The 17313-nt window shown below is 41.4% G+C and carries 12 protein-coding genes; 2 read left to right on the top strand and 10 right to left on the bottom strand.

From position 1 onward, the window contains the following. Positions 1-32: 32 nt before the first annotated feature. From T356_RS21565 to T356_RS19330, 3 genes are all read right to left on the bottom strand, one after another. Entirely contained in the window at positions 33-1151 is a 1119-nt protein-coding gene (locus T356_RS21565) for a cob(I)yrinic acid a,c-diamide adenosyltransferase (protein WP_242846605.1), read from the bottom strand. Between the two features lie 141 nt (positions 1152-1292). After that, positions 1293-5009 carry a hypothetical protein gene (locus tag T356_RS0111890; protein ID WP_026514668.1) on the bottom strand — a complete coding sequence of 1239 codons (3717 nt, stop codon included), beginning with the start codon at positions 5007-5009 and terminating at the stop codon, positions 1293-1295. A gap of 1 nt (position 5010) precedes the next feature. Then, positions 5011-7494: an MMPL family transporter gene (locus T356_RS19330; RefSeq protein ID WP_035781017.1), complete on the bottom strand. Its 2484-nt coding sequence runs from the start codon at positions 7492-7494 to the stop codon at positions 5011-5013. 190 nt (positions 7495-7684) lie between these two features. Here T356_RS19330 and T356_RS20475 point away from each other — a divergent pair, with 190 nt between their 5' ends. Next, positions 7685-8488 carry a CPBP family intramembrane glutamic endopeptidase gene (locus T356_RS20475; RefSeq protein ID WP_051563405.1) on the top strand — a complete coding sequence of 268 codons (804 nt, stop codon included), beginning with the start codon at positions 7685-7687 and terminating at the stop codon, positions 8486-8488. A 241-nt stretch (positions 8489-8729) separates the two neighbouring features. On the opposite strand, the gene T356_RS0111875 is transcribed toward T356_RS20475, so the two are convergent. The 3 genes from T356_RS0111875 to T356_RS0111865 all read right to left on the bottom strand — a co-directional run bounded on the left by T356_RS0111875 (position 8730) and on the right by T356_RS0111865 (position 10568). After that, the gene (locus T356_RS0111875; protein WP_035781015.1) at positions 8730-9236 is read right to left on the bottom strand and encodes a hypothetical protein; all 507 of its coding nucleotides are present in this window, start codon (positions 9234-9236) and stop codon (positions 8730-8732) included. Between the two features lie 100 nt (positions 9237-9336). Further along, positions 9337-9540, bottom strand: coding sequence for a hypothetical protein (locus T356_RS0111870; RefSeq protein WP_155839030.1), 204 nt, complete (start codon positions 9538-9540; stop codon positions 9337-9339). Between the two features lie 146 nt (positions 9541-9686). After that, positions 9687-10568, bottom strand: a complete 882-nt coding sequence (locus tag T356_RS0111865) for a hypothetical protein (protein WP_026514665.1) — start codon at positions 10566-10568, stop codon at positions 9687-9689. Between the two features lie 174 nt (positions 10569-10742). Here T356_RS0111865 and yihA point away from each other — a divergent pair, with 174 nt between their 5' ends. After that, positions 10743-11348: a ribosome biogenesis GTP-binding protein YihA/YsxC gene (yihA, locus tag T356_RS0111860; protein ID WP_026514664.1), complete on the top strand. Its 606-nt coding sequence runs from the start codon at positions 10743-10745 to the stop codon at positions 11346-11348. On the opposite strand, the gene T356_RS0111855 is transcribed toward yihA, so the two are convergent. From T356_RS0111855 to T356_RS0111840, 4 genes are all read right to left on the bottom strand, one after another. Continuing rightward, positions 11340-12971, bottom strand: coding sequence for an alpha-amylase family glycosyl hydrolase (locus tag T356_RS0111855; RefSeq protein WP_026514663.1), 1632 nt, complete (start codon positions 12969-12971; stop codon positions 11340-11342). The genes yihA and T356_RS0111855 overlap by 9 nt on opposite strands. Before the next feature lies 1 nt (position 12972). Further along, positions 12973-14814, bottom strand: a complete 1842-nt coding sequence (locus T356_RS0111850; RefSeq protein ID WP_026514662.1) for a diguanylate cyclase domain-containing protein — start codon at positions 14812-14814, stop codon at positions 12973-12975. A 207-nt stretch (positions 14815-15021) separates the two neighbouring features. After that, positions 15022-15870 (bottom strand): sugar ABC transporter permease, encoded by an 849-nt coding sequence (locus T356_RS0111845; protein ID WP_026514661.1) that lies wholly within the window; start codon positions 15868-15870, stop codon positions 15022-15024. Then, complete coding sequence (locus tag T356_RS0111840; protein ID WP_242846604.1) at positions 15870-17273, bottom strand: carbohydrate ABC transporter permease; 1404 nt, start codon at positions 17271-17273, stop codon at positions 15870-15872. Before T356_RS0111840 ends, T356_RS0111845 begins: the two co-directional genes overlap by 1 nt. Between the last annotated feature and the right edge of the window lie 40 nt (positions 17274-17313).

The following is a 17313-nucleotide window of genomic DNA, read 5'->3' as shown; positions in this document are numbered from 1 at the left end:
ACCAAAAGCTGCATATCCCTTCGCCAAACGTATCAGTACTCTATCCCTTCTCTTGCCTCTATTCCCTTGTCATACGGATGGCGGACCTTTTCCATATAAGTAATATAATCCGCTCTGTCTGCAAGAAGTTCATCCGCATTCCTTCCCGTCATGACAATCTCCATGCCTGACGGCTTACTGTCTATAAGTTCTTCAAGTTTCTTTTTATCGATCACACCGTAATTGTACGGATAAGTGATCTCGTCCATTATAAGAACGTCGCATTCTCCCGCCTGAATAAGTTCAGAGATTTTATCAAGAATCTCATTATGAACGACGCGGAAAGCCTCACACTGCTCTTCGTCATCACGGTGTAGCCATCCCAGTTCCTTATCGCTTCTAACAATCGTAATTCCGGGGATAAGCGACAAGCTACTCAGTTCCGAAGTCTGTCTTCCTTTCATGAATTGGGAAAAGACAACCTTCCTGCCCGCACCTGCTGCCCTCACGGCAAGCCCTATAGCCGCGGTAGTCTTTCCTTTTCCCTCTCCGGTATAAAGATGAACAAGCCCTTTTTTGCGCTTTGTTCCATGCTTTGACACACTCTTTTTCTTCTGCGGCTCTTTCCTCATAGGACAGCTCACCGCACTGCAACTTGCGCAGTCGGAATGCTTATCGGTTCTCTCCTTATGAAGTTTTGCCGAAAATACAACACTCTTTTTCGGAACAAGGGCAAAAGCCTCATTGCATTTTACAATCTTCTGCCCAAGCTTAGCCATAACTGCCGCAAGCTCTTCAAGCGGCATCTTGTCACTTCCCGCAAAGACATAACTTCCGACATAGAGCCCTGTCTTTTCATATATCTTTTTATCAACTTCTTCATAAGCAAGTGAGAGCATTTCGGTGCCGAGACAGTCTATTATGAAAGCCTTCTGTATCTCGCCTTTTTGCAAAAAGCTGTCCTGAAAGCTATCAAACGCATCTCCGAGCGTCACAACAACATAGACGGTATCACCCTCGATCACATGATGGAAACTTGCATGTACTCTGGGATGAAGCTGTCTATAGAGCATCACGATATCTTTTTTCTCACTTGTTTTAAAATGATAGCGCTTGATAAAGCCCTTAATTCCATTCTCATCAAGCTCTATCGGTAAAGGTTCAAATGTCATATTTCTCCATTACGATATTTTCAGATTTACTATAGTTTTACAACTGTTTACAGCTTTTTACAACCATATACGAAAACGATGTCTGTTCACACAGACGCGCGCAAGCATAAGCCTGCGCGCGCCGATCATATATTTTGCCATTTACTTATCATCCTCGCTGTCGTCATAGAAGATCTGCTCTTTGCCCTCAATTCTCTTAGAAAGCTTTCTTGCGATACGTCTGAATATCTTCGGTGCCTTCTTGCCTCCGCGTATGGCTGCCAAAATAAACAATGTGATAAGTACCATTCCTATCACGATTGCCGTGATGACCATATACTTGTACTTAGATACCGCAAGTCCGGCTTTGGGAAATTTAACTTTCAAGGTAAACTCATTGCCTTCAATATCATAAGTACTGTACTCACCCATATCGCCTGTCTTTGTCAGAAGCTGCTCCTCATCCCCTTTTACAAGATAAACCTCATACTTTCCGAGTGCTTCACTTATCTTGGCCGCAGGTTTATATCTGACCTTGTGAACAGACTCTCCGTCATCGGGAACAGTCACCTTTAAAGTCGTGTAATTTTTCAAAGTATCCGCAACATAGTCCTTGGCCGAAGTGAATTTTTTTACATCAAAAGAATCTTCTCTCTCGACAACAAGCTTATCACCTGACTTAAATCTGCCATCAACCAGAAGTTCACTCTGATATACTTCATCCTCCGCATACTCTTTGGGATCTTCTGCAAGAGTTGTCCTGTATCTTTGATATGTCGCGGTTATGATCTGATCTGAATCGACGGGATCCACAGACTTGGCATCCCAGGAAACATAGAAACCTTCCTTTTCATCAACCTTCGGATAATTCTTTTCTTCAAGCTTATCCCCCGTTTTCTTGCGCTCTTTCCTGATCATCGACTTGCCATCGTCAAGTTCGTCGTCTTCAAGCACGTATGTGACGGTAAGCTCATCAAAATCATACGGAAGTTCCTTACTGCCAGCCGGGACCGGTTCTGCCTTTAATGAATAGCTAACCCTGTCGATTCCCGCAAGTTTATCGCTTACAAAGTAATTTTCCCTTACTTCTCCCGCATCGCTCACATGCCCAGCAATCGCGCCGTACCAGCTATCGGCGCCTTTTATGTCAACCAAAGCTTTGCAATCCCTTATATTGGTTCCGTCCCCGACAATACCTCCGACATAGGACTCTCCGTCAAGTATTCCCTTTGAACTTGAACTTACGATGTAGGACAAAGAGCTTCCGCAGACGCCGCCTACATACTCACCGGAATTGGACTTCATATTCCCGTAGTTTGCGCAGTTGATTACGGTACCCATCTCCTGAAGTCCGCAGATACCGCCTATATAGCTCTTTTCACCTTCCGCTTCATTATAGTTCTTATTATCCCTGAGAACACATTTTGAGATAAAAGAGGTATTGAGCTTGGCATCCTTAATTCCCGTGATATCGCTCTCTGCATCAAAATCATATTCTATAGCCATAGTTCCGGCGATTCCCGATGTATCGATATCACCGTAAATCACGCCGTAATTTACGCACCCGTCTATAGTTGCATCCGTGCAGATAAGGGCCTCTTCCAAAGATACATCCTCAAATGTATTCGAATAATCTTTTTCCAAAACACCGTCGATCGCATCCGCATACAGATTCATTATCACATTGAACTGATCCGCAATTCCCTGAAGATCGTCAACGATAACTCCCGTCGCATTGTTCATCTCGTTATTGAGTAGTCCGAAGTTATCATTCATATTCTGCATATTGTCGGCAAGTGATGTCGTATGTTCCTTATATGCCGAACTGAACCTGGGAAAAGAAATTGCTCCTCTGCCCGCAATATTCCTGACTATTCCTTTTGCCTGGTCACCTGCTTCTTCCAGATTATCCGTTGCATCTTCCAGAGAACTCATGGCATCAAGTGCATCGCCCCTTGCCTCTTCCGCCATAAGTTTGAGGTAATCCTTTGTCAATCTTTCGACTTGCGCCGTTGCGTCCGCAAGATCTCTTTCGTAGAAGAAAGTTCCCTCCTCGCCGTCCACACCGCTCTGATAATGCCTCTTGGCATATCCATCGGCTTGCGTCTTTGCATAACTTGCCGCATCCTTACTTAAGTTTACATCATTCTCATCCTCTGTATCCGGAAACGACCTTCCATCAGATGAATGTGTCCAATCCCCGGGAACATTGTAAGCTTCAACAAGTGTAGTATCCGAATCTGTAGAACTGTCATATGCTCCAAACGTCCCGCCAAAAATAAGATCCGAAGCATTCGGATAACTAAGCGCGTGCGTAATCGGATCAGTCTTAGTCTTTGCATCTTCGATATATTTATTGTAATAAGCTTTATAAGCAGCTTTACTTAAGATTTCATACTGACTCGAAATACTCTCAAGTGTTTCCTTGGCTGTTTCATATTTCTTTTTATCCTCTTCCGTCATATACTGCTCATAATTAAGATCTTTAACCGTCTCTTTCAAACTTGATACAGCATCGGAAGTATGCTCTACCGCATCATCGGCATTGTCAAGAAGCCCTTCATCTTTGGAAGACTCTTCGATAATATACTGAACTCTTGAAAAAGCTTCGGAAGTTGAGCCTGACACTCCGTTTGCAAAATCAGTGGTCTCATTTGCAATAAATCTCACATCCTCTATTGCCCCTGCCGTGTACTGCTGTATCACATTTAATCTGTTTGTGATAGTACCGGACTGATTCTTTACATCCTTAAGCGTTGAGGTCACTCTGTCATGGAGTTCACTTATAGCCTCGCTTAGCTGGTATGCAACATCTCTGCTAAGATCCACAGTTACATACGGCTCGGCCTGTCCGACGATTCCGCCGACGTCTTTTCTTCCGCGCACAACTGCGTTATTGGTGCAGTTAAGTACATAGCCCGACTGTCTTCCAACCACTCCGCCGATATTGTATCCGACATGTTTATATCCGACCTGCCCTTTGTTTATGCAGCTTGATATGATACCTATTGAAAGTCCTGCGATTCCGCCCACATCCACTGTAGTCATATCAGCGCTTGCTTCATCAGTGGTCTTCTCGCCGCTTTTTATCATATTAAGGACTTTATTAAGCGTGTTCATGCTGTCGATTGTGATCTGTGCGTCAACATTTGTTGTATTTACCGCACTCTCATTGACACACTTGGTTATGTTTCCCATGTTTTCACCGGCTATGCCGCCGCTGAAATGAATGCCTTTGATATACCCTTTTACCATGCAGTCTTTTATATTGCCGGTAAGCTCATTGATTCCGACAATTCCGCCGACATAGTCGCCACCTGAGACCACTCCTTCAAATGTCAGATTGCTCAAAAGCCCGTGGTTATCCGCAACTATTCCGCCGACAATAACCTGCTTTCCTGACGGCATGACCGTCCCTTTCACATTGAGATCAGCAATGATCCCCGTCTCCTGCACATTGGAAAAAAGTGCGACATATGACATATCATCTTTTATCGAAAGCGCGCTTATAGTATGTCCGCAGCCGTCGAACACGCCTCCGAATGTGGGAACTCCGTTAAATTGTATTCCCAAAAGAGATATATCTTTTGCAAGGACAACTTTTTTATTTACAGACCAGGTGTCGAGCTTACAGTTTTCTGCAAACTTAAGAAAATCCTCCGCACTGCTGATGGTTATCTCCTCTATATTTTTCGGGATCAGCGCATCTATGTCATCCTTTATATCTGCGTCTACATCTTTTTGTTCTTCTATGGCACCGGTCTGAGTGCCGGTCGTAATAGTTTCTTGGGTGTTATCCCCCTCTTTTGCCCAAACAAAGGTAAAAGACTCCGTAAACAGCACCATTCCCAGAAGAAGTATGCACAGTCTTTTTTTCATATCATATGTCCTCCCCTTCCGTGTAATAGAATTCACTGTTTTCGGCATCTATCGGCTCCTCTTCCTCCTGCGTGATGTCACCGTTTTCTATGTACGCACTTACATTGCCTTTTACAACCGCATGAATGACACCTGTCACATTTCCTTCTATGCGACCGCGAATAAATCCGTCAATTCGCATAGTTCCGGTTCTTTGCTTCAGTCGCAGCGGCATATTCATGACAAATGCCGTAAGTTCGATGACTCTGTCGCCCACAAGAAGTATCTGTGGAAGTACAAACATCGTGACCAAAATGGAAATGATAGTTCCTCTTCCAAGGCACTTCCCGATTCCGTAGATAGCGCAGTCAGATGTCATATTTCCTATAAGCGTGCCCGCAACGGCAAGCATCGTTCCGGATGTAATGATCGTAGGGAACGAGAGATTCATTGTATCGATTATGGCATCTTTTTTGCCCATGCTCTCTCTAAGCTCCGTATATCTTCCGGCAATAACGATCGCGTAATCGATATTTGCGCCCATCTGAATGGAACTTACTATTAAGTATCCCAGGAAAAAGAGATTGTCGTGGCGGATGGCCGGAATCGAGAAGTTTATCCAGATACATCCCTGAATAACCGCGATCAAAAGAACCGGCATACCCGCTGATTTGAATGTAAAAAGAAGTACCACAAGAACTGCCAGTATAGATATAACTCCCGTAACGGTGTTATCTCTGGCAAAGCACTTTTTAAGATCGTACTGACTGACAGACTCGCCGACCACATAGATTTTGTCCGCCTGATAGTATTTTTCCGTAATCTTATGGAGTTTTTCTATAAACTCGAAAGTTTTTTGCGATTCCTGCGGAAGATCGACATAGATTAGGATTCTTGAATATTCATCGCTCTCAAGCTGTTTCTTGGCAAAGTTCATCATCCTGTTCGCATCTTCAAGCTTTTCCATCAGCTCATCGTCGAGTGTGACATATCCCTCTTTTACCTCTTTGTAGACGAACATGAACATGTCTATGAGAGGCACCCTGTAATTGGCAAGGCCGTTCACCGCCTTGGCGTAGTCTTCGTCATTTACCGCATAAGCCGCATAGATAAGCTCGGCAACTTCATAATCAATATTTAAAAGCTCGGAAAACTGCCTGGGCGTAAGCTTTTCTGTAAGTGTATAGCCGTTAAGTGCCTCGGTATTGGCAAGGCCCGTTATGGATGTAACATCATCTTCCGACATGATCTCATCTATAAGTTCCTTTTCCCTGTCATAATCTCCCGAAGGGAAAACAAGCGCCATCATATTATCCGATGCAAAATTCTCATCCTGAATATTCTGCGCCCTCTGAACCGCATTGGTAAGAGGCGGCGTGATCTGCGAATATCCGTATACATACGGAGTTCCGGCAGAGAGTCTGTTAGCAACGATTATCGCAACAACAAACAACGGTGCGATGATATACCTTGTCTTGTAAGCAAATCTTCCGACAAACGGAATCTGCGGAATGAAGTTTTTATGTTTGGTTTTCTCAAGAAGCCCCGAGAATACCATGATGATTCCCGGCATCAGAAGGAATACGGACAAAAGACTCAGCAAAATAGCCTTAATGAGAACAATTCCCATGTCGGCACCGATACCGAACTGCATGAACAACATGGCAACAAGGCCACCAATCGTGGTAAGCGAGCTTCCCGTTATCTCGGGAATAGATTTAGACAGCGCCACAATGCAGGCTTCGCGCGGTTCAAGCGAGATATGCTCTTCTTTGTATCTGTTTAGGAAAATGACCGCATAGTCGACAGAAAGTGCTAGCTGTAGAACTATCGTGACCGAATTTGAGACAAAAGATATTGTTCCAAGAAGGAAGTTCGTTCCCATCTGAACAAGCGCCGCGCTTCCGAATGTCAAAAGAAGTATCGGCACTTCGGCATATGCCTGGGAAGTAAGCACAAGAACCAGCACAACGACAATTACAACTATCACCGATATGACATTCATCTCCTGGTCGATCAGCTCAGACTGAGTATCACCAAGGCTTGTAGTCAGGTAATAGTCATATTTATCAAAATATTCTTTTACCTTATCCAAAAGTTCAAGGCATATATCGTTGGTCTCATCATAATCAAAAGTGATATTAAAAAGCGCCGATCCGTTGGCGTAATGGTCCTCGGAATCATCGATATCGACAGAAAAAACGCCATCCATATTCTCAACGTCTTTCTGTATCAAAAGCGCCTGATCATAAGATATATTGGCAACCATCACCTTAGCGGAGCCGTAAGTCGTAAACTGCTCCTCCATAAGTTCAAGTCCCTGATATGTTTCCGAAGTCTTTGGAAGATATTTGGGAAGCCGATTCTCAACACCAACCCAGCCCCTTGCGATCACAGAGAATATACACACAATTGCATATATCAAGAAAAAAAGATTTCGCTTATCCACAATAAACTTGCAGATTTTAAGCATAAAACTGTTACCGGCCTTTTCATTACTACTCATTTTCGCCCCCTCAAAACATTTTTCATAATGAAATACTACGTGTTTGCATAAATTTGTATACTATATATTGTACACTCTAAAAAGCATATTGACATAGTACGACTGACGTAGTATAAATACTATTACAGGCGTACTACGTTTGGCGTAGTATTGTTGACAAATTAAATGACATGAAGGGATTTATCTGAGAATGAAGACAAAAAAATTTATCTATGGAATACTTTCAACCTTTTTATTATTCTTTTTATTTGTGGCGTCGGAAATATTGGCAAGTATTTTTGTTCAGGATGAAACATTAAAAGATACTTTGCAAGCGGCTTCGCGCTATCTGATTGCTATATTGGGATTATTTTTGGCAAACAAATTATACGGAACTGACTTTAGATTCAGAAGTAAAGGATTTGCAAAAGGAGTTTTTTGTACGGGAATAACACTTATGGCACTGGTTGTTCTCAATCTTCATGATGACTTTTCGCAGCCTGAAATTTCTTTTGCTAAGGCACTTCCAAGGCTTATATTTGCATTTATTTGTAATATGGGAACAGGAATGTTTGAAGAATCTATGCTTAGAGGTACCCTTTTTAACTCCTTCAGATATCGTTTTGGTGAAAGCAGAAAAGGTATATTAAAAGCAGTACTTATCTCGTCGACTGTATTTGGACTTTTGCACTTTTCAAATCTTACCTCTTCACCTACAAGGGTTATCGCGACTACTTCACAAGTTATCTATGCAATTGCAATCGGATGCTGTCTGGCTTGCGTTTACTACATTACGGATAGCATATGGGTTGTTTCTGTTTTGCACGGACTCATTGACTTTACATCCGAGTTCTGGGATTGTTTCATTAACTCGAATACCGGACTTGCGGTACAAAAAGCAACAGAGGATATAACACTTTCCGAAGGAATATATGCTGTTTCTGTAACGGTTGTTTGCGCCATAATAGCTTTTATACAGCTCCACAAAGAGTTTGGCAAAAGAAAAACGGAATAATCCGATCACGCTCTAATAAGTGTAAATACCCCAAGAAAAAATGGAGATGCCGACTTTTCTTAGCAACATCGAAAAGAGGCATCTCCGGTTTTTTATTAAATTATGAAAATCACTGCGCAGCCGAACACAAGCATTTCTGAATCATGTTCTCACGAAATCCGCAGCCAGTGCGGATTTCTGTAATTTCATTTAAGATGTCATACCAATGTGCCCGAGCGAACGAAAGATTTAGCTTTGAGCATTACTTCTGAAGGAACTCTTCCCAGCCGGAATCTCCTTTTACGCTGATGGTATCGGTTTCAGCGTTGTACTTGTACTCAAAACTCACATCACCGACAGTTATCTTGGTATCGTCCCATGTCATGGGTACTACATCCTGAATATCAGCAGTTCCTGTTCCGTCTTCCTTAAATGTATAAGAATAAGTTACAGTTACGTCTTCTCCACCGATTTCCTCAGTAAAGCTTCTTGAATATGTACCGCTGGGCTTCTTAGCCACATTGCTGTCGCTTTCTTCAGCTTTTGAGCTATCGCTAGTCGCAGCCTTGCTATCCTCTTTGGATGCACTGTCAGTCGAACTCTTTGTGTCAATATTTGCGGAAGTGTCTATTGCTTCAGAACTGTCTGCATCCTCTTCAAGTAAACTCTCAAGAGATTCGTCTGTCTCTGCTTCTTGGCCGGGAAGATTAAAGGAACATCCTGTCATTACCAAAGCAAGCGCCATAATACTAATAATCCTCTTTTTCATCTCCTCATTTCCTTTCTTTTTTACCCTGTTAAATTTTATATAACAGATTATACCCCTTCATAATAAACAAAACAATACATGCGCCTTATTCGGAATAGTTTTAATTAATTCCGAAATCATCTGCGACACTTGAATTCCCTGTGCTGTTATTCAAGGAATCGCTGTCTTCCGAAACAGTGCTCGCGCCGCCTGTTCTCAGGCATTCGAGAGCTTCCTCTTTCTCAGACTTAGACTCAGCACTTTGGGAACCGCACCCTGTTACCACTAACATGAGCGCTAAAATGCTTATTATTCTTTTTTTCATATCATCGTCCTTTTTGCAAACTAATTTTAAGTATACCCCATAATACCCCATCAAAATATTTACGACAATACAAATTATTAGCATTTTTTTAACATTCTTTTTTCCGTAAATTTTATTTCAAAAAACAATGTTTTATTCCATGTAATTCACGATGCCTGTTCTTCCAGATAATAAACTGCATCCATTACTCCGCCGTCATTTTTTATAACTCTTATGTACACCGTATCTTTCAAAAAATCATCCCCGACATCTTTCTCATCTATTACTCCTTTAGGGTAGATAATATATTCAAAGCTTTCCATATTGGGCTGCTGCCTGTATTCACACCTATATGATCCGTCATCATTTCGCGTGATCTTCTCAGGTTCTTCGGAAGGATAAAAATTCACCTCATTTAAAGGTCCTCCTCCGATCAGATTACCGCCTGCCCCAAGTTCAAGGAGAGTAAGCGGCTCTTCTCCGCCATATGCTGAATTTGCCGCATCCGTCGCCTGATATGTTCCGGCAAATTCCGAAAAATCCCCGTTTGATGCATAATCTCCTTCTTTCTTAATATATGCAGCCCATTCATTTTCATCCTCTTTTACTTTCAGAACATCCCCTTCAAGCTCATATTCTTTGGTCGCTCCGCCAAAGTCCATCTCCTTATCGTTCCACGTAAACGGCACTACATCCTGAAAACTTGCAATACCTGTTCCGTCTTCTTTAAAAGAATAGAAATACTCTACATGTATTTCGTTTCCATCCATTTCATATGAAAAATTCACAGCATAAACACCGTTTGGCTTTTCTGATGCTTCCTCATCTTTATTACCTTTTTCATCTTTCTTGTCTTCTTCATCTTCAGAATCCTCATCTGATTCTTTTGACCCAAATGTCTCATCTATCTGAGATGCCAGATCCGATGCCAGGTCCGATGCTGTACTTTGAATATCTTCTACTGTCCCCTCCAGATCGATATCACTATATGAACATCCCGTCATCATCATCAATGAAAGGATTAAAAAAACAACAACCTGTTTTTTCATGATTCCACCTCCTTCCCGCATGGTAATCATTTGTTATTTTTGTTAATTGTTATATAACATATTATAGCTTAAAGCTTTCAAAATTCCAAATCAACATACTAATTTTTGCCTGATTGTTTTAGATAGTGTAGAATAAACGGGAACATAAACAGAAAAAACTATGGAGACAATACAATGGTAATAAAGAACGTAAACCTCGAAACAGTCTGCGGTATCACAAGCACCCTTCCCGATAATCCATACCCTGAATTTGCCTTTGCGGGTAAGAGTAATGTCGGAAAGAGCTCTCTTATAAACGGCATCATGAACAGAAAGAATTATGCGAGAACTTCGCAGGAACCGGGCAAAACCCAGACAATAAACTACTACAACATAAACAATGAATTCTATCTCGTAGACCTTCCGGGATACGGCTTTGCGCGTGTTCCCGAAAAAGTAAAGGAGCAGTGGGGAAAGATGGTAGAAAACTATCTCCATACTTCCAAACAGCTCCTTCGAGTTTTTCTTTTAATTGATATAAGGCATGAACCTTCAGCAAATGATGTACAGATGTACAAATGGATCGTGCATCAGGGATTCCAGCCTGTTATCATTGCGACCAAATCTGACAAGATCAAAAAAAGCCAGCACGAAAAGCATCTGAATATGCTTAGAAACGGCCTCGGTCTTCCTGACGATGTAAGGATTTTCCCTTACTCAGCCCTTAGCAAAGACGGTCGCGACGACATCTATGATTTCATGGATACTCTTTTAGCCGAGGCAAAAGAGTCATCACTTTAATCTGACGATTCCAAAGCTCTGTGCCTTAAGCACAAGCTTTTCACCGCTGCGCTCTATCCTGCCGATAGAATAGACTTCTTCATAGTCTCCGCTCTTGATCGCAGGGTAGTCCGCGGTATATTCAATATCTTTTTCTCCGGGATTTACCATCATGATAAGATTCCCTCTTTTATAAACAAAAGGCTTATCCTTGCCGCTGCAAAGGACTTCAAACGGTTCATCGGCGCAAAGTGCCTTCTCTTTTCCCCTAATCGCAAGAACATCTTTTACAACATTATATAAAGAATCTTTATCCTGCTCCTGCTTATTGACAGCGGGGCCTTCTTCATCGACCGGAAGATACAGTTTATCCTTTGGCGCATTGGAAAATCCCATGTTTGCCTTATCCGAATCCCACTGCATCGGTGTCCTGCTGCCCGTTCTGGTATAACCGCCCTCCTTGGTCGGAAGATTTTCTATATATCTCATGCCTATCTCATCGCCGTAATATATATACGGAACTCCCGGCAATGTGAATATTGTGGCATATGCAATCTTAAGCTCCGTTGTGCCAAGAGTTCTTGCAGGCCTCGGAGTATCATGATTACAGGTCATAAAGCAGATATAACCTGCATCCTTTGTCTTTTCATATTTTGGAATATAGTCACTTAAGAAAGCCGAAGCATCACTGTCACCGTCTTTTTTGAAATAGCTTCTGTCCTTACCGACAGTGTTCTTCCTATCCTCAGCTATCGGGAATACATGATATTTCTCAAGTGTCTCATAATCACGAAACAGCCTGTTATATCCATTTCCCGCATGGTCAAGATAGAAATCCATATGGAAACCTGCATTATTCAGGGACTGTTCGGGATTGGACCATTCCGAGACAATAGCCGCGTCGGGATATTCGCTGTCAAGCATCGCTCTTACTTTTTTCCATAGAGAACAAGTACATGACTTTCTGTCATCATCATCTTTTACCAGAGAATCCGCCATGTCAACTCTGAAGCCGTCACATCCCATATCAAGCCAGTATCTCATCACGTCCATCATGAGTTCAAGAGTTTTCTGCGGTTCGGAATCTTTATAAGACATTTGCCAGCTCTCTGTAGGGCTTGCAAAACCATAATTAAGAGCGGGCTGTGATTTGAAGAAATTGAGCATATACACTCCGTTTCTCTCACACTCCCCGCTTATATAGGGATGGCCGCCAATGCCTGACAGCCAGTATTCTGTCCAGATATATCTGTCGGAATGCTCGTTTTTTTGAGGCACTCCGTTCACAACAGGAATAGCCTTGCCACTTTCTTTGAACCACTCATGTTCTTCAGATGTATGGCCCGGAACAAGATCAAGTATTATATGGATTCCTTTGCTGTGCGCAGTCTCAAAAAGCCTCTTCGCATCACCGTTTGTGCCATATCTTGAAGCAACTTTTTTATAGTCTCTTACATCATAGCCCGCGTCCTTAAAAGGAGAATCGTACCACGGATTGATCCAGATCGCGTTCGCGCCCAGCTCCCTGATATAATCAAGTTTCTCGATAATACCCTGAATGTCACCTATTCCGTCATCATTAGTATCATTAAAGCTCTGCGGATAGATTTCGTAAAATACTGCATTTTTAAGCCAATCCGGCATGCTAGATCCTACCTTTCCGTCTCCTTCTCTTATCCTCGTACATAAGTGTGTCCGCTTTACTTATATATTCATCAAGATGTACCTCACCCTGACCTTCGGTAACAACATATCCAAAACTCATGGACAGGTCGACGGGAAGCTTTATCTCTCTAGATCCGTCTATCAACATTTTCCTGATCTCGGCAATTATGCTGGTTACTGCCTCATCACCCATGAATCTGTCTATGATAAGGAATTCATCACCGCCAAGTCTAAAGCACATTCCATCGGGAGTTACATGTTCCTTCAATCCTTTGGAAGCACAGATTATGGCTTCATCTCCGATCTCGTGACCATATGTGTCATTCAGATATTTGAGCATATCCAGATCGGAATACAGAATAAGCATCTGTCTTCCCTCTTTATGCGCTTTGGCGATCATCTTCTTAGCATATTCTCCAAATCCAAGTCTGTTGTAGAGTCCTGTCAGAGCATCTTTTACAGACAGATCCGAGAGCTTTTCATTTGCTCTTGCAAGACATTCCTTTTGATAAAGGATCTCCATTCCGGAAAGGAAGGTATTGATAAGATCAAAAAGGAACTGCTGCTCCATCAGGAATATAGGATTTTTCATGGCAAGATAACCGGCACTCTTTTCCCTGAAATGAATAGGGATAAAAAGATAACAGTCTCCGCTCGTACTGCTCTCAAAAGTCGGGAATATGTGCTGTATACAGTCTTCGTTAATATATGCCGTATCAAATATCCACTCTTCTTCCTGAGCCTCAAATTCCGACCAGAACTTGGGATCAAGGACCATTATGATGTCTTCACACCTGGACACAACGACAACATCACGTATAACATCGACCATTTCTTTGATACTGTCAGCATGAGTAATTCTCGATGAAAGCTTCAACAGATCGCTTTCAAATTCTCCTCTGGTATCATTCCAAAGGATGCTGCCCTTAAGCTGAGCGCGCTCATCTACAACAATATCAGACTCACAATCACAACTATCCCAGTATATAGGGAATGCATTGATGTAATTGTCATAGGAAACTTTTTTCCCATTCCAAATATCCGTAAAGAGCTCTACAGCCATCTCTCCTGCATCTTCTCTTCTATAGCTGATCGTTGATATTCTGGGATCATAGAATCTCGCCTTATCAAGATCGTCAAAACCTGTTATATAAAAATCTCTAGGACATTCAAGTCCTACTTTTTCCATCTCTGACAAAATGCCGACAGCAAGATTATCATTCGCACAGATAATAACATCCGGAACTTCATGCTTTCCATATAATCTTCCGAATGCATCTCTTCCGTCTTTTATCTTGAAACCACTGTAATCAAGTACATAATCAATATTTTTCTTAAGTTTCTTTTTCTTGGCAAAATCAAGGAGTGCCTTGGTTCTCTGACCATTCTCATAGTTCTCCTCAGGTCCCATAACAAACCAGAAGCTTCTGCATTCTTTCTCCTCATAAAGGAAGCGGATGTTATCATACATAACTGCATAATTATCCACGCCAACAGAATAAAAACCGTCTTCCTTTGCATTTATCATAATGCAAGGCGTGCCTGACTCTCTGATCTTCTCGAGCACTTCATCCCTTACAGGCTTTGCTTCTGTATTATTAAGTTCACAGATCACGCCATCAAAATCACAAAAATCAGGGAGAAAAAATATTGCATGTTCTCCCTGATTATAACGCTCATCTGTGCTCCAGTTGGCATATGCATTAAATACATATAAATTTATGTCTGCATTTTCTTCTTTAATCTTGGCGAGGACACCATTTATCCATGCGTTGGTAATATATCGTCCCCAACCTTCAAGTAGCAGAGCGACCTTCTTCATAAGACTTTGTTCTCCTAAATACGGCGCAACACTTCGTAAACAAATAAACTTTATGCCGATATGTTAAGTATACCACACATGGACAGTATTTAAAAATAGGGCATTTGTAATTCTTTTCACACTTTAAAAGAAATTTTTTATAAAATATTACCTATATTTATGAACAAAGAGTCGCCCGCGAAGTGTTCCGAAAATAACGTGGTTTTCTCAACCCTTTGTAGCACCGCCTGATACTCCTTCAATATAGAACTTCTGCATAAGTACAAACAGGATTGATATCGGGATAGAAACCAGCAATCCGCCTGCGCAGAAAATCGAGAAGTATTTGTTGATAAGCGACTTATCAAGCATATTATAAAGTCCTATAGCTATTGTCCAGTCCTTAGAAAGTCCTGAATTGAGCATAAGTTTGGCAAGTACGAAGTCTCCCCACGGAACCAGGAATGAACTGATTACCTGATACACAATAATGGGCTTACAGATAGGAATTATTATACTCAACATAATCTGAAGCTCATTTGCTCCCTCAAGTCGTGCGGATTCACGAAGTGATATTGGAATAGTATCCATAAATCCCTTAACTATAAGATATCCAAGTCCCGAACCGGCCGAGTAAACTATGATCATACCTATATGGCTGTTTGTAAGTCCGAGAGACTTAAGTACAAAGTACACGGCAATCATTGACAATACGCCGGGAAACATGTTCAGAACAACACAAAATACCATTAATTGCTTACGTCCACTGAATCTCATACAGCTGAACGCATATCCTACCATGAATATAAACACCGTAGATATGATGCAGGTAAAGATCGCAATTATAAATGTATTCTTGAACCACGTCACGTACTGCACAACCGAATCCGGCTCGAACAAAATGGTGCCGAAGTTCTTGAGTGACCATGTCTCCGGAAAGAAATGCGAAATATCTATTCCCTTATATCCGCTGAAAGCTGTAACTACAAGCCAGATAATAGGTATTATCCATATAAATGTAATGACTGCCAACAATAAATGAAGGAGAATCGATAAGATAAGCTTTTTAGTTTTCATCACATGAATACCTCCTCCCTTTCTCCTGCTACAATTCTGCTAAATGAAAGAATTGTAAACACCGAACATATTGAAAATACGATAACACCGATTACCGATGCCATCTTATAATCATAGTACTCGTTCGTCAGTCTGAATAACCACGTAACAAGGAGGTCAACTTCTTTACCATGTGAATTTGCCAAAGCCTGATCTGTCGTAACATATACATCCTGAGTCAACAGGTAGATAATATTGAAATTATTGATATTTCTAACAAAGTCAGTGACAAGTGTCGGTCCCTCAACGAACATAACATAAGGCATAGTCACATTCTTAAATATCTGATAAGGAGACGCTCTGTCTATCATGGCCGCCTCTATCTGATCCCTTGGTATATTTAAAAGAATACCTGTAGATATCAGTATCTGATACGGAATACCTACCCATATATTAATAAGGACTATCATAAATTTCGCCCATCCCGGACTTGTGAGGAACGGGATATATGAGATATTCTTGCTTACAAGTCCAATATTCTGTAAAAATGCCGTCAAACCGATGTTTGAACATATCGAATTGAAAAGTCCGGAATCCGCAAAGAAATTCCTTACAAGAAGAAGTGTTACAAACTGTGGCACCGCGATCGTAACTATAAACAAAGTTCTCCAAAATCTTTTTATCTTAATAAGCTTAGAATTGATCAACAGTGCAATAAGATGACCGAGAATAAAGTTCGAAACTGTCGCAAAAAAAGCCCACAAAAAAGTCCATTCAAGGATTTTCCTGAACGCATATCCGAAAGAAGAAGTTGTTGTCTGAGTAAACAGTTTTACAAAATTACGGAATCCAACCCATGTAAATAACTCACTTGGAGGTAGATGGTTCTGATCGTAATTGGTAAATGCCACTGCCACAAGAATGAGTATAGGTATAATATTCATCAATATTACACCTATAACAGGAAATGTAAGCAGGGTAACATGGAATTTATTACCCAGGATTTCCTTGAAATCCTCTCTAAATGTGTTGACATGTTTCCTTGATTCTATAAGTTTCTGAGTCTCGTACATGCTCTTAATATTCGATGCCCAGAATAAAAAGAACAAAAATGTAATAAACAACGCACAAACCGAACCAAGAAGTATAGTAAATGAATTATCATAATCATTTACTGTGTTCTGCATTGTAATCGGATCAAATATCGCTTCTCTCTTAACAGTACCGAGAGTACTGAATTTCGCTAAATTCGGTGCAGCTCCGAATATCATATACACTATATATAATGCTTGAACTCCGAATACAAGCAATCCTTTTATAAACTGACAATTATATATATGTCCCAAGCCCATGAAAACTGTAGAAAGCTTTATAAATAAGCTTCCATTTGACAAGCACTCTCCGAGCTCCTTAAAAAAAGCCACAATCGGGTTCACCCTAGGCTCTTTGGGAATCTTAGACGCC

The sequence above is a fragment of the Butyrivibrio sp. LB2008 genome (assembly GCF_000621565.1).
Lineage (GTDB): Bacteria > Bacillota > Clostridia > Lachnospirales > Lachnospiraceae > Butyrivibrio.
The sequence above is the reverse complement of the archived record's forward strand: the minus strand, read 5'-3'. Positions and strand labels throughout refer to the sequence as shown.